Annotated in this window: 20 protein-coding genes; 10 read left to right on the top strand and 10 right to left on the bottom strand. The window is 43.5% G+C overall.

Translation table 11 applies throughout. The features are described 5' to 3' along the window. Positions 1–99: 99 nt before the first annotated feature. Positions 100–2,571 (bottom strand): M14 metallopeptidase family protein, encoded by a 2,472-nt coding sequence (locus CLV32_RS22005; protein WP_133559131.1) that lies wholly within the window; start codon positions 2,569–2,571, stop codon positions 100–102. A 125-nt stretch (positions 2,572–2,696) separates the two neighbouring features. Between CLV32_RS22005 and CLV32_RS22000 the strand changes: the two genes are divergently transcribed. Beyond that, positions 2,697–3,998 (top strand): UDP-N-acetylmuramoyl-tripeptide--D-alanyl-D-alanine ligase, encoded by a 1,302-nt coding sequence (locus CLV32_RS22000; protein WP_133559130.1) that lies wholly within the window; start codon positions 2,697–2,699, stop codon positions 3,996–3,998. On the opposite strand, the gene CLV32_RS21995 is transcribed toward CLV32_RS22000, so the two are convergent. Genes CLV32_RS21995 through CLV32_RS21985 form a run of 3 tightly spaced genes read right to left on the bottom strand, consistent with a single transcriptional unit; the run spans position 3,999 to position 7,095 of the window. Next, entirely contained in the window at positions 3,999–4,466 is a 468-nt protein-coding gene (locus CLV32_RS21995) for a gliding motility lipoprotein GldH (RefSeq protein WP_133559129.1), read from the bottom strand. Then, positions 4,459–5,946 carry a PSP1 domain-containing protein gene (locus CLV32_RS21990; protein WP_133559128.1) on the bottom strand — a complete coding sequence of 496 codons (1,488 nt, stop codon included), beginning with the start codon at positions 5,944–5,946 and terminating at the stop codon, positions 4,459–4,461. The genes CLV32_RS21995 and CLV32_RS21990 overlap by 8 nt, the downstream gene beginning before the upstream one ends. 6 nt (positions 5,947–5,952) lie before the next feature. After that, complete coding sequence (locus CLV32_RS21985; RefSeq protein WP_133559127.1) at positions 5,953–7,095, bottom strand: DNA polymerase III subunit; 1,143 nt, start codon at positions 7,093–7,095, stop codon at positions 5,953–5,955. 86 nt (positions 7,096–7,181) lie between these two features. On the opposite strand from CLV32_RS21985, the gene ruvX reads away from it, so the two are divergent. From ruvX to CLV32_RS21955, 6 genes are read left to right on the top strand one after another with little or no spacing between them, the layout of a single operon-like run. Further along, on the top strand, positions 7,182–7,595 hold the full coding sequence (gene ruvX, locus CLV32_RS21980) for a Holliday junction resolvase RuvX (protein WP_133559126.1): 414 nt from the start codon (positions 7,182–7,184) through the stop codon (positions 7,593–7,595). A gap of 12 nt (positions 7,596–7,607) precedes the next feature. Then, positions 7,608–8,243: an O-methyltransferase gene (locus tag CLV32_RS21975; protein WP_133559125.1), complete on the top strand. Its 636-nt coding sequence runs from the start codon at positions 7,608–7,610 to the stop codon at positions 8,241–8,243. Between the two features lies 1 nt (position 8,244). Further along, complete coding sequence (locus CLV32_RS21970) at positions 8,245–8,814, top strand: glucosaminidase domain-containing protein (RefSeq protein WP_133559124.1); 570 nt, start codon at positions 8,245–8,247, stop codon at positions 8,812–8,814. A gap of 6 nt (positions 8,815–8,820) precedes the next feature. Continuing rightward, positions 8,821–9,696 carry a glucosaminidase domain-containing protein gene (locus CLV32_RS21965; RefSeq protein WP_133559123.1) on the top strand — a complete coding sequence of 292 codons (876 nt, stop codon included), beginning with the start codon at positions 8,821–8,823 and terminating at the stop codon, positions 9,694–9,696. A 46-nt stretch (positions 9,697–9,742) separates the two neighbouring features. Continuing rightward, entirely contained in the window at positions 9,743–10,495 is a 753-nt protein-coding gene (locus CLV32_RS21960) for a hypothetical protein (RefSeq protein ID WP_133559122.1), read from the top strand. A gap of 52 nt (positions 10,496–10,547) precedes the next feature. Next, complete coding sequence (locus tag CLV32_RS21955; RefSeq protein WP_133559121.1) at positions 10,548–11,537, top strand: DUF3078 domain-containing protein; 990 nt, start codon at positions 10,548–10,550, stop codon at positions 11,535–11,537. Between the two features lies 1 nt (position 11,538). Here the strand turns inward: CLV32_RS21955 and CLV32_RS21950 are convergent, their stop codons facing one another. After that, the gene (locus CLV32_RS21950) at positions 11,539–13,980 is read right to left on the bottom strand and encodes a DUF5916 domain-containing protein (protein WP_133559120.1); all 2,442 of its coding nucleotides are present in this window, start codon (positions 13,978–13,980) and stop codon (positions 11,539–11,541) included. Between the two features lie 173 nt (positions 13,981–14,153). On the opposite strand from CLV32_RS21950, the gene ffh reads away from it, so the two are divergent. Both ffh and CLV32_RS21940 read left to right on the top strand, forming a co-directional pair. Continuing rightward, positions 14,154–15,494 carry a signal recognition particle protein gene (gene ffh / locus CLV32_RS21945; RefSeq protein ID WP_133559119.1) on the top strand — a complete coding sequence of 447 codons (1,341 nt, stop codon included), beginning with the start codon at positions 14,154–14,156 and terminating at the stop codon, positions 15,492–15,494. Between the two features lie 64 nt (positions 15,495–15,558). Next, on the top strand, positions 15,559–17,097 hold the full coding sequence (locus tag CLV32_RS21940; RefSeq protein WP_133559118.1) for a YifB family Mg chelatase-like AAA ATPase: 1,539 nt from the start codon (positions 15,559–15,561) through the stop codon (positions 17,095–17,097). On the opposite strand, the gene CLV32_RS21935 is transcribed toward CLV32_RS21940, so the two are convergent. From CLV32_RS21935 to CLV32_RS21915, 5 genes are all read right to left on the bottom strand, one after another. Further along, entirely contained in the window at positions 17,098–17,370 is a 273-nt protein-coding gene (locus CLV32_RS21935) for a hypothetical protein (protein ID WP_208111076.1), read from the bottom strand. Positions 17,371–17,393: 23 nt separating this feature from the next. Beyond that, positions 17,394–18,797: a COG3014 family protein gene (locus tag CLV32_RS21930; protein ID WP_243732384.1), complete on the bottom strand. Its 1,404-nt coding sequence runs from the start codon at positions 18,795–18,797 to the stop codon at positions 17,394–17,396. A gap of 28 nt (positions 18,798–18,825) precedes the next feature. Further along, positions 18,826–19,419, bottom strand: coding sequence for a penicillin-binding protein activator LpoB (locus tag CLV32_RS21925; RefSeq protein ID WP_133559115.1), 594 nt, complete (start codon positions 19,417–19,419; stop codon positions 18,826–18,828). A 23-nt stretch (positions 19,420–19,442) separates the two neighbouring features. Beyond that, positions 19,443–19,835 carry a hypothetical protein gene (locus CLV32_RS21920; protein ID WP_133559114.1) on the bottom strand — a complete coding sequence of 131 codons (393 nt, stop codon included), beginning with the start codon at positions 19,833–19,835 and terminating at the stop codon, positions 19,443–19,445. Between the two features lie 76 nt (positions 19,836–19,911). Then, on the bottom strand, positions 19,912–20,481 hold the full coding sequence (locus CLV32_RS21915) for a TlpA family protein disulfide reductase (RefSeq protein ID WP_243732383.1): 570 nt from the start codon (positions 20,479–20,481) through the stop codon (positions 19,912–19,914). Positions 20,482–20,627: 146 nt separating this feature from the next. Between CLV32_RS21915 and CLV32_RS21910 the strand changes: the two genes are divergently transcribed. After that, positions 20,628–21,515 (top strand): MBL fold metallo-hydrolase, encoded by an 888-nt coding sequence (locus CLV32_RS21910; RefSeq protein ID WP_133559112.1) that lies wholly within the window; start codon positions 20,628–20,630, stop codon positions 21,513–21,515. Positions 21,516–21,539 lie beyond the last annotated feature (24 nt).

Genomic DNA, 21,539 nt, shown 5'->3' with positions numbered 1-21,539 from the left:
AGGAATTCAATAACTCAAATTATTTTAACAAATTTTAACAAATGTCCTTATTTATCACTTTATGATGCAATAAACGGCTACTGAAACTCCTATTATTTGTTAGTTCAACAAAAATACCGCGTTTACGAACATTTGTTTACCGCTTTCCCAGAAAGATCTGAACAAAACATCCCCTCCAAGGTATACAACGTTGCCCCTTCCATAGCTTTCAGCTCCAAAAAGCATCCCTTTTTCGAGTTTAGCCCGCACTTTCTTACCCGCCAAACCAGAAACAAAAGCATCTGCAGATAGTGTACCCACATTAAATCCGCTCTCCAGAGGTTCGTAAACTTTGTCGTCCGTTTTTAAAGTATAGTAGACTTTTCCTAGTCCAAAAGACAATGGATGGCTTGCATCTAGGTTAACCTTATATATTGCTCCCGGAATAGCGTCCGAAAAATCCTCTTTATCATCGTACCGGCGTACAACGGGCAGGTCTGTTCCTGGTGCCATCACTCTTTTCTTAATTCCGTAAGGCTTTTTATCTGCAAATGCAGCAATGGCTTCTTCCATCAGGATCAGCTTGCCTCCTTTTTCCACCCAGTTGGCTACCCCTTCACTCAATTCCTTTCCATAACTTCCGTCTGGAATAATTAATACTGTTGTTGTACTAAGATCGAGACTGCGAATTTGCGACATGCTGATCATCGTTACCGGATAATTAAGCTCCTGTTCAAAATAATGCCAGATTTCTCCAACTGCCTGTGATGAAGTTTCTGTTCCGGACAGGACTGCGATTTTCGGAACCGGCAAGATGCCGTAGGCTCCTGAACCCAGATCCTTACCCTGATCTACAAAGCCACTGCCAATAGTTTTAAACAACAGGCCAGTTTGCTGCTCTATCAAAGCAATTTTTCTACTTACCCCGGCACGCTCGTTCTCCAGCCTGTAAATCAATAAAGAACCTGGTTTAAATTCTTCACCGCCCGCAGCAAATCCCTGATCTGTGATCCGCACCTTGATGCCTGCTGTCTGCAGCGCAATTAAACCTCGGGCATCTGCAGCAGATTCCCAGTTTAATACCCAGGCGTAGGGATTAGCAAGCTTGGTATAAGCCAAAGTCTTCTCTTCGGGCGCATCATATTTACCCTGAACAGAAACAGGTAAAGCCAGCGCGCTTAACCCGTAGGCATAAGGGAGTGCCCAGGCTGTAATGTCGTAAGTAGCAGAATCTGTAATCGTGGTAGATGGCTCCATCAATACATTTGCCAGTACCGCGGCTGGCTGGTGCAGGTTAATGACCAGGTCATTTCGCTCCACTTTGTAGCTCTCCTTTTTACGGTTCATATAATTTACTCCGCTCACGGTTTGGTCTGCACCAAACTTATAAGCGATATGGTTCTTCTTTAACAGTGCCGCCAGCTTTTTGATACGTGCCAGGTTCTCCCCTTTAACTACGTAAGTTTGGTAAGCTCCGGGAGGGGTAGCTGTTGATTTTTGAAAGTATTCTTTGAAATGACTCACCAGCTGCCCGGCATTGGCAGAAACAACCTCAAGTGTCGCAATACCCGTAGTAAAATGGTGATCAATGCGGTCTTTAAGGGTAAGCGTATCCCCATCGGCTGTTACTACAGCAAGTCCGGCATTAATTCCTCCTTGCTCGTAAGTCATCCCTACAGCACCATTATATAATGGATAAGTATCTCCATAAGATGGGTATAAAAGATCAAACCGCTCTTTCGTAAAATACTGCCAGCCTTTTTCGTCAAAATATTTAGCGTTATTTTTGCCTACCGTTACCTGGAAGGAACGTTGCCATGGCGTGATATCCTGATGTACAGGTTCTGCTGCCGGAGCAAAATAATAAGGCGCATTATAACTCTGCTCGTGATAGTCTACATGTACCTCGGGCATCCATTCGTGATATAGTGCCTGACGCTGCTGAGTTTCTACCTGCGTTTGCCATGCCCAGTCTCTGTTCAAATCAAAATAGTAATGGTTTACCCTTCCTCTTGGCCATGGCTCAAAATGTTCCCGGGATTGTGGATTAACATTCGGTTTTTGTGCGCTTACTGCATTGTAGAAATTTACATACCGTTCACGTCCGTCTGGGTTAAGGCAAGGATCTAAAATTACAACAGCATGTTTTAACCATTCCTGCATGGCCGTCGATTTGTCTGTCGACAATGTATATAACATTTTCAAGGCCGTCTCTGTTGAGCTCGCCTCATTGCCGTGTACATTATAACTCAGCCAAAGAATTACCGGCTGCTTAGCCAGGTCTACTGATCCAGCAGATGCTGTGCTCAGTGCAAGATTAGTTTTTCTGATCTCCTCCAGGTTGCCCATGTTTTCAGGTGCCGAAATTACAGCCGCCAAAAGCTCCCGCCCCTCATAGGTTTTCCCATAGCTAATGAGTTTCATATTCGTATTCATTCCGGCTACATACTTGTAATAATCGACCACCTTTTGGTGTGGTGTAAAATGTGTACCCAGTTCATACCCTAAAAATGCAGAAGGACTTTTGATCTGCGCAGTTGAAGTGGTAATAGCGAGGATAGAAATTAATAGGGCGGGTAAAATTCGATTCATGTTTGGAAATTGTCAAGGCAAATTAACAAAGATTACCGATTCTTTCTCATCAAATCTATAAAGAGTGTTTTTTGTTAACCAACGATAATGTAGTTTTGTATACATATATATATGTATATACAAAAATGGGGCATACTGAATTTCTATACGCACAATATCTGAATCATCCTGTTATCTGCACCGATACAAGGGCAATTTCCGAGGGATGTTTATTTTTTGCCCTTAAAGGTGATAATTTTGACGCCAATACCTTTGCTGTAGAGGCCCTAGCTGCCGGTGCGTTCCTTGCTATTGTTGACGACCCTAAGTTTGCTGGTGTTGAAAACATGCTTTTAGTTCCTGATGTGCTCATAATGTTGCAGGATCTTGCCCGACACCACAGGCAACAGCTCAATATTCCGGTTATCGGTTTAACGGGGAGTAATGGAAAAACAACAACTAAGGAACTGATCAATGCCGTGCTTTCAGAGAAATATAAAACTTATGCCACGAAAGGAAATCTGAATAACCATATTGGGGTACCATTAACTTTATTAGCAATTGGACATGATATTGAAATTGCTGTCGTGGAGATGGGGGCAAACCATCAGCTTGAAATTGAATTGCTCTGTAGCATAGCCCAACCTACACATGGCCTCATCACCAATGTAGGCATGGCGCATCTGGATGGTTTTGGAGGATTTGAAGGTGTTAAAAAAGGCAAAGCAGAACTTTATACCTACCTCAAACAACATGAAGGATTCGCCTTTATCAACAGAGATAATCAGCACCTGCTGGAAATGGCAGCAGCCGCAGGTTTAAACAAGATCGTCTATTACGGCACCGGCACAGAAAATACTGTGTCAGGAACATTGATTCAATCAGATCCATTTCTGGAGCTATCCTGGTCTGCCGGAAAAGAAAAAACGCAAACCATAACGCAATTAACGGGATCATATAATTTTGAGAACATGCTTGCTGCAGTATGTATCGGCTATTTCTTTGGTCTTAACACCGTAGAGATCCAGTCGGGAATTGCCGGTTATAACCCAAAAAACAATAGGTCACAACTTAGTAAAACCGAAAGGAACACAGTAATCTGTGATTTTTACAATGCCAACCCAAGCAGTATGCTTGCGGCGATAGATAACCTGAACGCCATCTCCGGTAATCATAAAGTCGCCATTCTTGGAGATATGTTTGAACTGGGTCCTGAATCTACAGTGCAGCACCAGCTGATTGTAAATCACGCAGCAGATCGCGCTTCAGGAAAGCTGATTTTTATTGGAAAACACTTCAAAGCAGTGGAAGAGCCAGATAAAGGACTGTTCTTTGATAACCCTGCCGAGGCCGGGGCTTACTTAAAGGATAATCCTATTGATCAAAGCCTGATCTTGTTGAAAGGTTCACGCGGAATGGCGCTGGAAAAGCTATTGCCTTTACTTTAGCTACTTTGTTGACACCGTTAAACCGCCATCACTGATCTCTTTAAGCGGGTTGTCGCGCATATTTTGCTCCACCTCAAGCTCGTACTTTCCAATAACCGGGAAGCTGAAGTTGGTAAGCAGGGGAAGCTCATACGTGTATAAATTTCCCGAACCCGAACCCAGCCACTGCCCATCAACCTGAGCAAGCCGGTATTCCATGCGACGGGTAACAGTTTTTCCATCCGGGCCTTTCAAACGAAATAGCACAAAGATATTAGCATACCGATAGTCTGTAGTGTGCCTAAGCTTGAAGTAGATGTTGTAGCGCTGGGTTACATCTTTAACATCAACACCGACTTTCAGCTTATTCACATAACTCCAGTTACGTTGGGGCATAGCCACATTAAGATCAGCAACAGTGTTCGTATTACAACCACTACTGCCAATCCCAACGATGCATATCAGTATTAAAAAAAATAACTTATTCATTTTTAGGCTTGTCTGGAGCAGGCTTTTTTCTACGGTTATTTCTGTTTCTATTATTTCTATTGCCGGATGCAGGCTGTCCGGCCGTTCCTTCTGGCTTTTTCTGCTCTGCAGGAGCCGCACCTTCCGGTTTTCTTACAGCATCATTATGCCTTTGTTGCACTGCTTTCGGCGGACGCTCCTGCCTGTTTTCTTTACGCTCCGGCCTATCTGTTCTCACTGGCCTTTCAGTCTTCTCAGCTGTCGGACGATCAGTTCTAGCAGGTCTGTCATTACGGTCGCGGTCTCCACGGTCTCCACGGTCTCCACGGTCGGGTTTTCCATTGTTGTTACGGTTATTTGGATTGCGGTTGTTTCTGTTGTTATTATTCTTATTTCTAGGTTTCTCGTCGAGCCTGGTTAAGCTATCCTGACCAACAACATTCTCATAATCGTGTGTTTTCTCGATCGGAGCAGCACTTTCAAGCTGAACAGCTTCTTCCTTCAGATTGTTGGGCTTCTGACCTTTTTTGTTCATCGCCATAATCTCCTTCACGCGATCCACCTTAAGTGGAATCCAATCTTCCATATTCGGGTAGCTAAACCACATCAATTTTTTGAAGATATCTGTTTTCTGGTGACGTGCTACGCCGATCTCCGTCTGCAGGTTCTCAATACGATCCGGAATATCCTTTAAGGCATCAAGATAAGTATCAAGCTCATAATTTAAGCAGCATTTAAGCTTTCCGCACTGGCCGGCAAGCTTAAGCGTGTTTAATGACAAGTTCTGGTATCTTGCCGCAGCAGTAGAAACAGTCTTGAAATTGGTTAACCAGGTAGAGCAGCAAAGCTCGCGACCACATGATCCGATCCCCCCCAGTCTTCCGGCTTCCTGACGCATTCCAATCTGACGCATCTCTATACGCACACGGAAGGTCTCTGCCATCTTTTTGATCAGCTCCCTAAAATCCACCCTGCCTTCAGCAGTATAAAAAAAGGTTGCTTTAGTCTTATCACCTTGGTAGTCTACATCACTGATTTTCATTGATAAACGCAGATCCAGCGCCAGTGTGCGTGCCTTGTGCATAGTTTCCCACTCCAGGTCTTTCGCCAGCTTCCACTTATCTACGTCGGCTTCACTTGCCTTTCTGTAAATTTTTCTTGTTACCTGATCTAACGGTGTTTTGCGTCTTTTCATCTGCATCCGCACCAGCTCCCCCGTTAACGAAACATGACCGATATCATACCCGCCCGTGGCACCTTCTACAGCAACCAATTCACCAATTTCGAGGTAGATATTATCATTATTAAGGAAAAACTCCTTTCTTGCTCCTTTAAACTTTACTTCGATAACTTGAAAAGGTATATAATTGGATGGCATATCCAAATTTGATAGCCAATCATAAACTTCTAACTTCTGGCAGCCGCCCGTAAGGCAAGAGCCATTACTTTTGCAGCCTGAAGGGGCGCAACCGCCACCCGTAGAACAACTTCCACATCCCATAACTAACTATATATATTGAGTCCCTTTCGGGAACGATTTAAACTTAATTGTCTTAACTAATTGTAAAGATACATCTAAAAACAGAATTTTAGGATTTGCGTTCCGCTCGATGTGATAATGTGCTTTCTCCAGCTCATTAATGATGGCCTCTGCCATTGGCAGGTCCAATACATGGGCAGAAAGTTTTTTTGCAGTATCCAGTGTTCTTGCCGGTAATTTCACCAGGTCTGCCGCACCGCTCAGGATCAGACTGCATTCTCGTAGAAAGCTAATCCCATACTTCAAAAAGTTTTTCTGGTTCTCCCGTCCCCAGCCGGCAAGCTGCTCGGTAAAGGCAATCATGTCTAAGACCCTGTTGCCATAGCCCATCCGCAGCCATTCAGCAAATTTATCGGCATTGTCGTTTGTTGCATGAGCGAGTAAAGCCTTTGCCTCAATCAGATTACCATCTGCCAGGAAGCTGTAGGCCGCTGCCTGATCAGCATCAACACCATGCTGATCTACCAGATAACTTTCGATGCAGTGATCCGTCAACTTCGGGATCTTCACAATTTGCGTGCGCGATAAAAGTGTCGACAGGATCTGTTCCTGATTACTCGCTACCAATAAGAACAGCGTATTCTGAGGAGGTTCCTCTATAATTTTAAGTAAAGCATTTCCCTCTTTATCCAGAAACTCCGGCAGCCACATGATGAGTACTTTAGTCTCTGCTTCAAAAGCTTTATAGCTTAATTTCTTGATGATGTCATGACATTCAGCGATGTTGATATTCGCCTGTTTATTCTCGGCATTTAATTTCGAACGCCAGATGTCCAGGTCGGTATATGGATCCTGCAGCAGCATTGAGCGCCACTCATCCAGCACATCAATAGCTGTCTTTACATCTTTGGAAGCGAAGAAAGGGTATGAAAAATGCAAATCAGGGTGTATATACCTTTCGTACTTCCGACAGGAAGAACACACTCCACAACTATCTGTAGGTGTTCTGTTTAGACAGTTAATATATTGTGCATAGGCAATGGCCAGCAGCAAAGCCCCGGAGCCGTCGCACGACAAAAACAGCTGCGCATGACTTACCCGATTCTCTTCAACCGTTTGTATCAGATGACGTTTGGTACTTTCCTGCCCGATGATATCTTTAAATTGCATTTGGTGCAAAATAGCGATTTTTTTAAGAGAGCCCTAAAAATGTGCCTTTTTATATTTTGCTATCTTTGCCCCAACTAATGTTAGCTATGCCCAGAATTTTAGCTTTTGATTACGGTACAAAAAGAATAGGAATTGCGGTAACAGACCCCCTGCAGATCATCGCCACAGGACTGGATACAATCCACCCCAAAGATATCCTGGAGTACATCCGCAGATATTTGCTTGCCGAGCCTGTTGAAGCTTTTGTTTTTGGAGATCCCAAACAAATGGATGGCAGCCCTTCAGACTCCAAACCACATGTTGTAGGCTTCTCGCGGTCGCTAAAAAAAGTATATCCAGACATCCCCCAGTTTTGGGTTGATGAAAGGTTTACTTCTAAAATAGCACAGCAAACAATTATGCAAAGCGGACTTAAAAAGCAGGATCGCCAAAATAAAGAAAGAGTAGATACCATTGCCGCAACCCTGATCCTACAATATTTTATGGAGCAGCAGCGTTAATTACATTACAATATGACGATCATCAGCGAAGACCTCCAGCAATTACTGCTGGCTTATTGCGAACCTGAAAGTGAGTTGCTAAAACGCATCGACAGGGAAACTCAGCTTAAAGTGCTGATGCCAAGGATGCTCTCCGGACATTATCAGGGTCGGGTGCTCAGCATGCTTAGCAAATTGCTGGCGCCAAAAAGAATTCTTGAAATCGGAACCTTTACCGGTTATGCCACCCTTTGCCTCGCCGAAGGACTTGCAAAAGACGGAAAGTTATACACATTAGATATCAACATCGAGCTGGAAGACATGGTCAGGAAAAATTTTGCCGACTCAGAATTCAATAATCAGATCGAATACATAATAGGTGACGCCACACAGACTGCACCTGCGTTAGACGAGCTTTTTGACCTCGTTTTTATTGATGCCGACAAAAAAAACAATGGCGTTTACTACGACCTGATCTTTGACAAAATCAGGCCTGGAGGAATTATTATTGTTGATAATGTGCTATGGAGTGGAAAAGTACTTAGCAATCAACAAGATAAGGATACAAAAAATATTACTACATTTAATGATAAGATGGTGGCAGACACCAGAGTTGAGCAACTGATTCTCCCCGTTAGGGACGGTTTATTTATCATAAGAAAAAAATAATATGATCAGAAAACTACTAATTGCCGGGCTTTTCACAGCCTTTATAAGCGTAGCAGCACACGCACAAACAACAACCCAAAGTTATATCGATAACAATCTGGCGAAGGCCAAAGAACTGATGCGGGTAAATCATATCCCCGCAAGCATCATCCTCGCTATTGCCATCCATGAATCCGCAGCCGGGACAAGCAAAATTGCCAAGTACCTCAACAATCATTTTGGCGTTAAAGGATCCAACAACAGCACAAAAATTCATTCTGCTTATAAAGGATACGAAACGGTATCAGATTCTTACGACCACTTTATTGAATTTATGCACAACAGGACCTCTTTCAGTAAACTGTTTGACCAGCACGACCAATACGACTACCTGGGCTGGGCCCGTGGGATTCAAAAAGGTGGCTACGCGCACAGCCGCCTGTGGTCTTCGCAAGTAATCAACCTTATAAAAAAATATCAACTCTATAAATACGACGACGAACCGATCGAAATGCTTCCAACCCTGATCCCTGCTTCGATATCGATTTTTTCGCTTAGCAAGCCTAAAAGGGTCGCACTCTCGATTAAATAACTTTAAATGAAGTACAGACTACTCTTGCCCATACTCGCTGTGGTGTTATTAAGCGCCTGCAAATCCAGACAATACAGCCGCAACAACAGACAAATTGAAAAAGCAGCTGTAAAAAACAATCCTAATTACAGCACATATACTACACTAAGCTATATCGATCAGTTTAAAGCGGTAGCAATTGAAGAAATGAATACCTACGGTATTCCCGCCAGCATCACCCTGGCACAGGGGATCCTAGAATCGGGTAGCGGAAACAGCAGCCTGGCAAAATATGCCAATAACCACTTCGGCGTAAAATGTACCTCCGAATGGAAAGGTAAGGGTTATTACAAAGATGATGACCAGCGGAATGATTGCTTCAGGGTATATAAGGATGCTCGCGAATCTTATAAAGACCACTCAGAATTCTTAAAGCGGAAACGGTATAGCTTCTTATTCGAGCTGGACAAGAACGATTATAAAAATTGGGCACTCGGACTAAAGCAGGCTGGCTACGCCACAGATGTTAACTACCCAAACAGACTGATCGGTATCATCGATAAATATCAGCTATATCAGTACGACCAGCCTGAATCTGAAAATCAGAAGCTTAAAAGGGAAGATCGTGTATTTACTGAAATCAACGCCAACATTCCTAAAGAACAGAAGAAATTCGCTCCCGTGGATGTGCCTCCTTCAAAACAAATCAACACTACTACAGCGCCGGTAATGACGCCTGATCCATCAGCAACTCCCGATGGAAAAACCTATACTGTTAAACAGGGAGATACGCTGTACAATATCTCCAAAAGGTATAACCTAACGGTGGATGAACTTAAAGCCCTGAACAACTTGACTGATGCTGGCATCAAAATTGGCCAGAAGATTCAGGTAGTTAAATAATGTTAATATGTGGCACGCATTGTGCCTATATTGTAGCTTTGCATCAATGAGATTCTTTTATTTGTTCTTTTTCATGACGGTTGTAGGCTTTGCAGCGTGTGCACAGGAAAAACCGGTACAGGGCTTTGTGATTGACCGCGAAACAAATCAAAGGCTTGCAAAAGTTTATATCTATAATTACCATACAGACGAAGGCCTATACAATAATCTTAAAGGAGAGTTTTCTACCAAAGCCAGTGTTGGTGATACGCTGTTTGCCGCCCTTCAGGGTTATGCAATTGATACCCTGATCTATAAAGGACAAAATGCAATCTATTTCAAATTAAGGCCTTTGGTTATTCAACTGAAAGAAGTGTCGATCGTCGGATCATCACTGACCCCAAAAGAGCGCTTCGAAAAAACAAAAAGAGAATACAAATATGCTACCGATCGGGGTAGTAGCAAAGACTTACTAAACCTGGGATCTGGAGGTGTAGGATTGGGCATAGATGCAATCTATAACCTCCTTAGTAAAAGAGGGAGAAATGCCCGCCACCTGCAGGAAATCCTGGAAAAAGATTATCGGGAACAGATTATTGACTTCCGCTTCAAACCTGAATATGTAAAGCAGGTACTCGGCCTTTCTGACTACGAACTCCAGGATTTTATGCAACAGTATAGACCCAGTTATGACTTTGTTTTGTCGGCCTCAGATTATGCTTTTATCATCTATCTGCGCAATAGCGCCGCGGCTTATAAGCGCAATCCAAGGGCATTCAGGCTTCCCGCATTGCCCAATGTCAAGATTGATAAGCTTTAAAATAATTACCCTTTGCCTGTAATTATGCCAATTTTTCATTTCCTTTGTAACAATGAGTCGTTTATTTATTTGCTTATCCGTTTTACTGACCATTGTTTCCACAGGCCTTAAAGCACAGGAGATAGATACTATTCCTATTAACACAAAGGATCTTAACCTCAGACTTAAGCGCAGCCCCCTGCCTTCAAGACTGGGTACCATCACCTTTAAACCTGTAGTACTTACACCAACAATTATCAATGCGAAAGTAAACTACTGGAAAACGAAAACATCGGTAGGAATCAACCTCAACCAAGCTGCTTTTAGCGACAACTGGACTGGTGGTGGGGTAAACTCCTTATCGCTGGCCGGATTAATCAACTACAAAGCAGAATATAGCAAAGAAAGCTATAGCTACGTAAGTGAGGTGATCCTGAACTACGGAAAAGTAAAAAACAAAAACCAGCTGGAGAAAAAGACAGTCGACAGGATTTACTGGGATAACAAAGCTGCTATACAATTATCTAAGAACTGGTATTTCTTCGGTTCCCTCAATTTTGAGTCGCAATTTGATAACGGATATACCTATACCAGGGATGCGAATAATCAGGAACACGAAAATTTAATCTCGAAATTTATGTCGCCGGGTTACCTTACGGAATCTGTCGGTTTTGAGTACAAACCAAGCAAATTCTTCTCTACACGACTAGGTACCGGAACCGCCCGTCAAACTTTTGTATTAGATACTAACATCATCAAGAAAAACAACTATGGTGTTGAACTGGGCTCTAAAATCAAAAACGATCTGGCTTTCCAGGTAGTAACAGCTTTTGAAAAAGATATCTTTGAAAATGTAAACCTCAAAACAAGGTATCTTTTGTTTATCCCCTATGACGCGCTCGACAAGGCCAATCACCGCCTGGATGTTGCTGTAACAGCAAAAGTAAACCGGTATATGAACGTTTCTGTAACTGGTGTTGGTTTGTACGACAAAAAGACCGCAGCAAAGATCCAGGGCAGTCAGACACTCGCCCTGGGCCTGATGTTTGTTTTTCCGCGATAGTCTAACGTTTTTTCTTTTTTCTGAGATCCAGATAGTCGATGTAGTATAACACCTTTACCGAAACGCTGTTGTTCTGTGGTCCTGAAAGCACATCCCCTAAGTTATTGGTATATTTTTTTGTGTAATAGGTATCGTTACGCTCAGATATGTCCTTATAATTTACACTAAGCTCACTCCCCGGAGCGAACGTCCAGATATAACTCAGGTCAATATTAAATACATTATAGTTCCTGTCCGTCCCGGTAAGGGCTGCCCCACCATACTTGCTCAGCGTGCCATCACCATTCAGCATATAGAAATCCTTGTTTCTGCGATCAGACCAGTAATGACGCACACGCACATTGATTCCCATTCTGTTGGTGAAGCTGTATTTGGCATCGAAAGAGTTTTCTACAGTATTCCTGTCATATCTGGAGAAAAAAGTCTGGCCGGCCTGACTGGCTACCCAGTTCACGTAGTTCTTTGTTGGCGTGTAATCCAAATCCAGACCCAGGTTAAGCCTGTCGCTGAGACGTAGGTTCTGAAACAGATAGAAGTTCATACTGTTCCCATCAAACAGCTGTCTCTTAGTCAGGATAAAATCTCCCCCAAAGTTATATGCTTTGGCGCGGTTAGGATTTACGAAGACCCTGAATGTGTACTCTCCCGGGCTCTGATACTTCATGCCGTTCCGTGCTTCGTAAAAATCATTACCCTTACCTGTATAGTTTAAATTAAACTCCAGGGACCAGAAATTCTTGAACTGTACATACGGACCAACTTCAGCATAGAACTTCTGAAAAGCACCAGGATTATACATCCTTGAGTATCCCACCTGTGCGTAGGATAGAAACTTATTATACCACTTTCCAGGTTTATAAATGTTATAGTGTACCGTTCCCACCTGGTCAAGGAAGTTGTTGTTGGTATAAAAACCCATATCTGAAGGATCGAATTTTTTGTCGGCCAACTTCTGACTGTAGCTCCAGGTAAAAGTACCGCTCTGTTTCCCTGTTTCCAGTTCATAGCTGTAGCCCGTGCTGCCAGGGTTTCCCCCGGTACCGGTCAGGTAGCTCATTTTACCCGCACCGCTTACATAGTACTCATTTTTCTTGTCGTTCAAACTAAACAGTGCTGCCGTAACGTTGGCATCGTAAGCGTTTCCCTGACGCAATACATTGGTATTGATCAAACTTACTGAACTGTTGTTTTTCAATGACTGATCAAGCACAAAAACATTGTAGTTCGTTAATGGCTGACTCTCAATTTCACGTCTGTTGCCCTGTGCATCTTCTACTGTTGCATGCATGGTATTCGTAACCGCATTAAATATACCCACGCCCAGTCCCTTTGCTGTTCGGCCTGACACCTTAGTTGCGTTGAGCACCTTGCTTTCCTGTGGTGATTTTATCACTGTTTCGCCCGGTCTGATCTGACCAGAAATATCTTCAAAATAGGATGGTGATGCCCCTATCCTTCGTGAATAAAATAAATCTCCTTTATTAAACAGCTCGGTTCCCTCGGTAAAGAACTGCCGGTTCTCGTTAAACTTCACCTCAAACGGCGTAAGATTCAGAATCCTGTTATCAGACTGTACCTGTCCAAAATCGGGAATCAATGTCATATCCAGCGTAAAGCTGTTGTTGATCCCGTATTTAACATCCATCCCCCCGTTAAAAGAGGCTGTTGTATTTTTTACACCGGGAATATTATTCGGATAATGGTTCACATAGGCAGAAACATATGGTGAAAAAGATAACCTCAGCGGAGCCTCTATTTTCTCCAGTCCCTCTAAGGTACCAGCCTGGTTAATAAAGCCACTTACCTTCGGATCTACAAAATTCCAGAAAGTCTGCGTATTCTCCATAAAGTTTTTCCTGACCAGATTGACACCCCAGTTCTGGATATCCCTGCTCGAAAAACGAAGGGCTGAATAAGGAATTTTAAACTCAGCAGTCCAGCCAGTTTCATCAATTTTTACATTGCTGAGCCAGACAGCATTCCAGTTGGAATCTTCACCACCCACCTGCGAATATTTAGCATCAAACTGCACACCAGCAGCCGTCACATAAAATCCATAGCCGTTGATTCTGTCAAGAAAAGTATCAAACACAACCCCTATAAAATCGGCGCTTCCTATCTGATCCCGGGATACCAACTCGTGCGAAATGCTATCTTTAGGATTAAACATCCGCGCTGCCACATAAATCGCGTTGTCATCATAAACAAACCTGACCTCAGTGCGTTTATTTGGCCGCTCAACCTGGCCCGGATTGGGATTACTCTGGATGAAATTTGTAGCAACAGGCGCTCCCTCCCACACAGCGTCGTCCAAAACACCGTCTATTTTCGGCGCTATGGTGATTCTTCGGGCACTTATTTTCTTCGCCGGCACGGGAACTGTCTGCGCAGAAACCGTTATGCACGAACCAAGTAATAATAAGGAGAGTAGGGCGGATTTCATCGTCTAAATTTGATACTAAGACACCATCATTGCCGGATATGTTGCACGCAACAGAAAGTTTATTTTCTATTTTATCAGACAATTGCATAAAGATGGACACCCTTAACTGCAATTACCGTCAAAAATTAATAACTTTGTATTCACAAAAAATTGAACACTAAGCATTAAAGACAATGTTTGAAAATTTACAGGATAAGTTAGACCGTGCATTTAAAGTTTTAAAAGGACAGGGAAGCATTTCGGAAATCAACGTGGCAGAGACCATGAAAGAAATCCGTAAAGCATTGCTGGATGCCGACGTAAATTATAAAACAGCAAAATCTTTTACAGATGATGTTAAAGAAAAGGCTTTAGGCTTAAATGTACTTACTGCCGTTTCTCCGGGTCAGTTGCTGACTAAAGTGATGAACGATGAACTGACTGCCCTCATGGGTGGTGAGGTTACCGATCTGGACCTTAAGAATAACCCAACAATTATATTAATTGCCGGACTGAATGGTGCCGGTAAAACCACTTTCTCAGGAAAGCTGGCTAACTTCCTTAAAAGTAAAGGCAAGAAACCTTTACTGGTTGCCGGCGACGTATACCGTCCGGCGGCAGTTGATCAACTTCAGATCCTTGGTGGACAAATCGGAGTTCCGGTATATGCAAACATTGAATCTAAAGATCCTGTTGCCATCGCGTTAGAAGGTATAGCTGAAGGTAAAAAACAAAATGCCAACGTAATCATCATTGATACTGCCGGCCGCCTCGCTATAGATGAGCAGATGATGGATGAGATTGCTGCCGTAAAACAAAGTACCAAGCCGCATGAGATCCTCTTTGTTGTGGATGCCATGACCGGTCAGGATGCTGTAAATACGGCTAAGGCTTTTAATGACAGGCTTGACTTTACCGGAGTTGTATTAACCAAATTAGATGGTGATACCCGCGGTGGTGCTGCATTATCTATTAAATCTGTTGTCAACAAACCGATCAAATTTATCGGTACCGGCGAGAAAATGGAGGCCCTGGATGTTTTCTATCCAGACAGGATGGCTTCTCGGATTCTCGGTATGGGTGACGTGGTTTCCCTGGTTGAACGTGCACAGCAGCAGTTTGACGAGAAAGAAGCCGCAGAACTTCAAAAGAAAATCAGAAAGAACAAGTTTGACTTTAACGACTTCTATAACCAGATTCAGCAGATCAAGAAAATGGGTAACATGAAGGATCTGATGGGCATGATTCCCGGCGTAAGCAAAATGATGAAAAACGTGGAGATTGAAGATGATGCTTTCAAAAATATTGAAGCAATTATCCAGTCTATGACCAAATACGAACGCGAAAATCCGGATAGCATTCAGCAAAGTCGCCGTCTGCGCATCGCGAAAGGTTCAGGTAATAAAATTGAAGAAGTTACTAAGCTCATCAAACAGTTTGAAGACATGCGTAAGGTGATGAAACAATTCTCTAACCCTGCTGCCGCAGCTAAAATGATGCGTGGAATGCCTAAAATGCCACAAGGCAAAATGTAATTTAAACTTTATTACCACAAATATCCCGGCTTAGTATAGATTGGCATATCTGAATTAAATAGATATGCTGGTTAAAACTTTTGGAAGTGCCATCTATGGTGTCGATGCTTTTACAATTACGATCGAAGTAGGCATCGGTGCAGGAAACAAATACCATATCGTTGGCCTCCCCGATAATTCTGTCAAGGAAAGCCTGCGGCGGATAGAAAGTGCCGTGCAGACCGCCGGACTGCGCATGCCGAGGCAAAAGATCGTCGTTAATCTCGCACCCGCCGACGTTAAAAAAGAAGGATCCGCCTATGATCTTCCGATTGCAATAGCTATTCTCGCTGCCTCCGGACAATTGGAGAGCACAGAACTGGGGAATTTCTTTATGATGGGGGAACTTTCTCTGGACGGCGGACTTCAACCCATTAAAGGCGCATTACCTATTGCCATACAAGCTAAAACAGCTGGATTTAGAGGATTTATCCTTCCTAAAGACAATAGTCGTGAGGCGGCTGTAGTAAGTGACCTTGAGGTCTATGGCATGGAAAACCTCATAGATGTAATTGCATTCCTCAACAAGTCCAAATCTTTTAACCCTGTAGTGATAGATACCCGTGAAGAGTTCTATCGGAATGTAAACCGTTATGAGCAGGATTTCTGTGATGTAAAAGGTCAGGAAAACATTAAACGAGCCCTGGAAATTGCCGCCGCAGGCGGTCATAACCTCATCCTTATCGGTCCGCCGGGAGCAGGGAAAACCATGCTGGCTAAAAGACTTCCGGGTATCCTCCCGCCATTAAATCTGCAGGAAGCACTCGAAACTACCAAGATACACTCCGTAGCTGGAAAGCTTAGTGCAGCAGATGCTTTAATGACCGAACGCCCCTACCGCAGCCCACATCATACCATTTCAGATATGGCCCTGGTTGGTGGTGGCGCTAATCCACAGCCCGGCGAAATTTCCCTGGCGCACAATGGTGTTCTTTTTCTGGATGAATTACCTGAATTTAAACGTGCCGTGCTGGAAGTGATGCGGCAGCCTCTGGAAGACCGTAAAGTAACTATATCACGTGCCAGGATGAGTGTCGAATACCCCGCAAGCTTTATGCTCATCGCCTCTATGAACCCCTGCCCGTGTGGTTACTACAATCACCCCGACAAAGAATGTATCTGTGGCCCCGGCGTAGTGCAAAAGTACCTGAGTAAAATTTCCGGCCCCTTACTGGATCGGATAGACCTTCATGTGGAAGTAACGCCCGTTAACTTCAATGAACTCACATCAGCCACAAAGGCCGAAAAAAGCGAGTCCATAAGAAACAGGGTGATCAAGGCCAGGAATGAGCAGACGGTTAGATTTAGCAACCAACCCGGCTTGCATTACAATGCCCAGATGGCTCCAAATATGGTTCGCAGTATCTGCGAAATCGACGACGCCGGAAGGCTGCTGATCAAAAAGGCAATGGAAAAACTTGGCTTATCAGCGAGGGCTTACGACAGGATATTAAAAGTTTCGCGTACCATTGCTGACCTGGCAGGCAGTGCTGAAATTGAACTGGAACATCTGGCGGAAGCCATTCACTACAGAAGCCTGGATCGCGAAAACTGGGCTGGATAATTAATCTTCCTCTTCGTCCTCAAAACCGCCTTCTTCATCTTCCTCAGGCTCGGGAACATAATCCATAATTTCTTTACCTATCGCGTTGATCTCTTCATCTGCCTCAAATAAAGGTAATGCACTCTCCGGATCAAGCTTCAGCCACTGCATATCTGTATCCTTTTGGATCTGCGTGTATTCTTTCCCTTCTTTAAAAATTGTGTATGTATCGTTACCCTCTGGAAAAACAGCATAATGCGTTTCTCCGATGTGAATATCAAATGGTTCTTGCATCCCCAAAGATCAGAATTTTAGGTTTATTTTAATGTCGAATAGTTGTAAAAACTAAGCCTCCCATTTCCAGTCACACGGAAAACGCGGGTAACTACGTTACCATCGGGTGCATTCAGACTCAAATGAATTGTATTATCCCCACTTTTAAGCGGTATACGGACATAAGATATTGTTGCTGGTAACGTTTGCCAGTTTCTGGTATCTGCCTGCTCAGAAAGCAGGTTATAGAGTTGTAAGCCGTAACCCAGTCCTTTAAGCAGGCCGTCGTCCTTTCCGCCCTTTCCGGTGCCTTTGGCGCTTTGGCTAACCAACAATTCTGCTCCCTTTTTAACAGCCAGACGCGACAGTGTCTTTGCCATTTCCCGGGCAAATCGTTGCTCTAAAGTTTTAAAGGCAAGCACACCGATATTTTCTGCTTGCTGCAGTCGTACGCTATCTGTGCCATTTCCCAGCGTAGCACCTGTATAATACGATGGCCGGGATACGTAAACCGGATAGGCCACACGTAAGCTCTGAACAGATTTCTCATTGAAGTTATCACCGTAATAACTTTCGTAAAATGGCACTACAATGTTTCCGTCAGTAAAGGCAAAATCTCCGTTACTACCTCTGGCAAGCACAAAATCACGCTCTTGTTTAATTGGTGCCAAGCCATTCTCCCAGAAAAACACCAGCTCTCCACCATCGGCCAGCTTTGGTGCTTTAAGTTTGAAAATAGATTCGAATCGTTGTTTTTCCTCATCAAAACCATTTTGAGCAGCCGTCCTGATCACGTCCTGCTTTAATGTCAAAGGCATTTTTGTGCCATAATAAGTAGTATCTGGCTGCTTAAGATAGAGCTCCGCAGCATTCCGATAAGAGATAAATGCGTTATTCACATCCCCGGTACTTTCGTAGAGGAGACCTTGAAACATCAGCGAAAAAGCATCCGCAGCATACCTGTTTTTGGAGCTTCCAAACTTGTCGCCCTGCTCCTGACTTTGTAGCGTGATGCGTCTGGCCTCTACAATCGCATCTTCAGGCTTGTTCAAGTATACATAATTTAAAGCCTTATAATAATGGATCATAAACTTCTCGAAGTCCTCTCCTTTATACGTTTGATTCATGGGATTTAGTAAGGTGCCTACTGCGGCATCCATTGCACCACCCAGGCCATGCTCCAAAAGGCTATCGGCAAGGTTAAAGTAGCTGTTACTTGCTGTATAGTCACCGAGCAAGTGGCTTGTCCGTCCCTTCTCCATATAGAAAAGCAACTTGTTCCTCGGTTTCTGAAGTACCTTATTCTGATTCAGCGCAGCCTGTGCTTCAGGATAACTTCCCGCAGCAATCTCCTTATAATAGGGCGTAATCTTATCATTATAGCTGGCGCAGCTATATAAACAACAAACCAGTCCTATAAAGATAGAACCTTGCAGAAAGCGCCGCATCAACATATATATTGTGTTATAGGGGCGATTAATTCTTAACGTATTTGGCAATTTTCTTATCACCGATCCACACCACTTCGTTGGTCTGAATATTTGTAAGTTCAAGATTAACCTGATAAGAAACAACTTTCTGACGTTTGTGTGCATCCACAATAGAATTGATGGAACCTTGCAAAATATAGTCAGCTCCGCTTTCCAGACCAAACTTCTTCATGGTAGATACCGATGCGTTAGTTTGCTGATCAGCTTTCTCACCTCTAAGCTCCTCGCGTTTTTTCCCGCCTTGCACAAGACCTATACGTTGTGTTTGAAGAAAAGCCTGCTCAATATCCTTGATAAACGTTTCTGCCTCAATGTGCTCATGACTTTTATTCTGTATCATACCTACAATTACTACTGGCTTTTTACCACCGTGTTGCTGTGTGTGGTTGCTTAACCAAGCCGCGTTAAGGATGTTATTGGTCAATTCCTGCGCAACCATCCGGGAATCGGTGTTGTTCCAGTTTCCACTAATGTCTATGGTCTCTTCTGGATTTACGCGTGTAACCTGTCTTGAGCAGGAAGAAACTAAAATTGCCGATACCGCAAAAGCTGCAATGGCTATCGATTTTTTAAATTGCATGGTATAAAAATAAAATTGTGTGTCTAGTGGTAAAAACGATGTGACCTGCCGCCTATACGAAACGTAGGGGCAAAGAAACTATTTCCAAATCCGTTATAATAGCCTCCGCCGAATGAGGGGTAAAACAAAGAGTTGCCATAACCATAGTTCTGGTAATATCCCGAATTGTAAAAGGCAGCATTACGTGCCCTGCGTTCCTGCCGGCGCGTGTCACGTGCCTCATACCAGTCGTAAGCCTTATATGTGTTCTGCACCGTTGCTCCCTGATCACTTGTCAGCGAGTCGATCATCCTGCTATATTTACCGGCACTCTCCCGTGCCCTCGGGTTCTGATCAGGATCAAAACTCCCTTGTTGAGCACTTGCAGTCACAGCCAGCCCAAACATTGCGATCGTAAAAAATAAACTCCTTTTCATAATTGAAGTATTTATATAAACAAAAATACCTGTTAGAAATTGCGGATACAATTATTTCGGGGTATTTAACATTTTTTTACATAAGGATTAACTGTTGTATAAATTCAACAAACTTTTTGCTGTTGTAGTTAGCGGCACCCTCTTCATTGTAAGAGATTCGACCTTCCTTATCAAACACGACAGTGGTAGGCAAAGAACCCTTAAAAAGCTGTTCAGGAATGGCGCTGTCAACTTCGTAAACAGGTAAGTCAAACTTCTTACGGTTCATGTACTGTTGTGCCTTAGGTAGATTGCTATCGCCATCTACCAGGATAAAAACAACATTCGGATCATTCTTAAATCTTTGATACAGTTTATTAACCGATGGCATCTCTGCCTGGCAGGGAGGACACCATGTTGCCCAAAAATTTAAGAAAACAACTTTTCCCTTCAGGCTTCCCAAATCGACAACCTTACCTGTAGCATTTTTAAAACGAATACCGGCAAGACCACTAACAACGCTGTTTTCTGCCGGAGCACTAATCCCCGGCTTAAAAAGGCCAATTTCCATCAGGCCCCTTAACACCAGAGCCTTTGATGAAGGCACGAAAACAATCACCAGTAGGATGATCACAAAAAAGATGTTCCACCCGTTTTTCTTTACCATCGCCAGATCCATAGAATTAAATAAAATCAAATGTAGTCAATACCCCGCAAAAACAACACCATCCAAATCCATACAACTTAAGGGCCTGCTAAAAACAAAACCAGTCTCCGTAAATATTGTTATTGTTCTATAACTAGAAATAATTTATGAAAAACGGGCATTATTTTAATGTTGCTCCAGGTATCTGGGGAATGCGGACCATCCTGGTAAATCTCTATATGGTAGCTGCCGGAGGGCAGAAATGGATTCTTGTTGACTCGGGCATGCCCGGAAATGCCGGTAAAATCATAGAAATGGCAGAAGAGCTTTTCGGTGCCAACAACCCGCCCGAAGCGATCTTCCTTACCCATGGCCATTTTGACCACCGTGGATCTGTACAGCAACTGCTAAAACAATGGAATGTCCCTGTATTTGCTCACCACCTTGAGCTTCCTTATCTGCAGGGAAAGGAAAATTACCCCGATCCCGATCCTACAGCAGGTGGAGGACTCATGTCTGCCCTTTCTTTCCTCTACCCGAAAACTCCGATCAACCTCGGTGCACAGGTGCGCCCACTTCCCTCCAATATGTCAGTGCCTTATTTGCCTGACTGGACCTATATCCATACGCCAGGACATACCCCCGGACATGTTTCTTTCTTCAGAACTACTGATAAGGTTTTAATTGCCGGCGATGCTTTTGTAACAATCCATGCCGAGTCAGCACTAGACAATATCACGTTGAAAAGAACGGTTTCCGGACCGCCTAAATATTTCACACCCAACTGGATCTCCGCAGCATTTTCAGTAAAAAAACTAAGAGATTTACGCCCAGCTGTCGCCGCTACCGGCCACGGACAGGTGATGCGTGGTGAAGCACTTAATGCCGGACTGGATAAATTGGCGAACAATTTCCAGGAACTGGCAATGCCCAAACACGGTCGCTATGTAGCGCAGCCCTACCCATCAGAAAAAATAGCCGCCAATACCCTGATCTCTGTTCTCGCTGTTTCAGCAGTAATCGGCTTCCTTGTAGTGAAAAGTTTAAAAGACTAAATAAAAAAAGGGCGTTACCAAATC

Origin of the sequence: Pedobacter duraquae, assembly GCF_004362245.1 — a bacterium.
Taxonomy (GTDB): domain Bacteria; phylum Bacteroidota; class Bacteroidia; order Sphingobacteriales; family Sphingobacteriaceae; genus Pedobacter; species Pedobacter duraquae.
This window is presented reverse-complemented; position numbering and strand designations above follow the sequence as displayed.

Bases quoted from the DNA above. Each gene is read 5' to 3' on its own strand.
- CLV32_RS22005 (WP_133559131.1), bottom strand. From the start codon at position 2,571: ATGAATCGAATTTTACCCGCCCTATTAATTTCTATCCTCGCTATTACC.
- CLV32_RS22000 (WP_133559130.1), top strand. From the start codon at position 2,697: ATGGGGCATACTGAATTTCTATACGCACAATATCTGAATCATCCTGTT.
- CLV32_RS21995 (WP_133559129.1), bottom strand. From the start codon at position 4,466: ATGAATAAGTTATTTTTTTTAATACTGATATGCATCGTTGGGATTGGC.
- CLV32_RS21990 (WP_133559128.1), bottom strand. From the start codon at position 5,946: ATGGGATGTGGAAGTTGTTCTACGGGTGGCGGTTGCGCCCCTTCAGGC.
- CLV32_RS21985 (WP_133559127.1), bottom strand. From the start codon at position 7,095: ATGCAATTTAAAGATATCATCGGGCAGGAAAGTACCAAACGTCATCTG.
- ruvX (WP_133559126.1), top strand. From the start codon at position 7,182: ATGCCCAGAATTTTAGCTTTTGATTACGGTACAAAAAGAATAGGAATT.
- CLV32_RS21975 (WP_133559125.1), top strand. From the start codon at position 7,608: ATGACGATCATCAGCGAAGACCTCCAGCAATTACTGCTGGCTTATTGC.
- CLV32_RS21970 (WP_133559124.1), top strand. From the start codon at position 8,245: ATGATCAGAAAACTACTAATTGCCGGGCTTTTCACAGCCTTTATAAGC.
- CLV32_RS21965 (WP_133559123.1), top strand. From the start codon at position 8,821: ATGAAGTACAGACTACTCTTGCCCATACTCGCTGTGGTGTTATTAAGC.
- CLV32_RS21960 (WP_133559122.1), top strand. From the start codon at position 9,743: ATGAGATTCTTTTATTTGTTCTTTTTCATGACGGTTGTAGGCTTTGCA.
- CLV32_RS21955 (WP_133559121.1), top strand. From the start codon at position 10,548: ATGAGTCGTTTATTTATTTGCTTATCCGTTTTACTGACCATTGTTTCC.
- CLV32_RS21950 (WP_133559120.1), bottom strand. From the start codon at position 13,980: ATGAAATCCGCCCTACTCTCCTTATTATTACTTGGTTCGTGCATAACG.
- ffh (WP_133559119.1), top strand. From the start codon at position 14,154: ATGTTTGAAAATTTACAGGATAAGTTAGACCGTGCATTTAAAGTTTTA.
- CLV32_RS21940 (WP_133559118.1), top strand. From the start codon at position 15,559: ATGCTGGTTAAAACTTTTGGAAGTGCCATCTATGGTGTCGATGCTTTT.
- CLV32_RS21935 (WP_208111076.1), bottom strand. From the start codon at position 17,370: ATGCAAGAACCATTTGATATTCACATCGGAGAAACGCATTATGCTGTT.
- CLV32_RS21930 (WP_243732384.1), bottom strand. From the start codon at position 18,797: ATGCGGCGCTTTCTGCAAGGTTCTATCTTTATAGGACTGGTTTGTTGT.
- CLV32_RS21925 (WP_133559115.1), bottom strand. From the start codon at position 19,419: ATGCAATTTAAAAAATCGATAGCCATTGCAGCTTTTGCGGTATCGGCA.
- CLV32_RS21920 (WP_133559114.1), bottom strand. From the start codon at position 19,835: ATGAAAAGGAGTTTATTTTTTACGATCGCAATGTTTGGGCTGGCTGTG.
- CLV32_RS21915 (WP_243732383.1), bottom strand. From the start codon at position 20,481: ATGGTAAAGAAAAACGGGTGGAACATCTTTTTTGTGATCATCCTACTG.
- CLV32_RS21910 (WP_133559112.1), top strand. From the start codon at position 20,628: ATGAAAAACGGGCATTATTTTAATGTTGCTCCAGGTATCTGGGGAATG.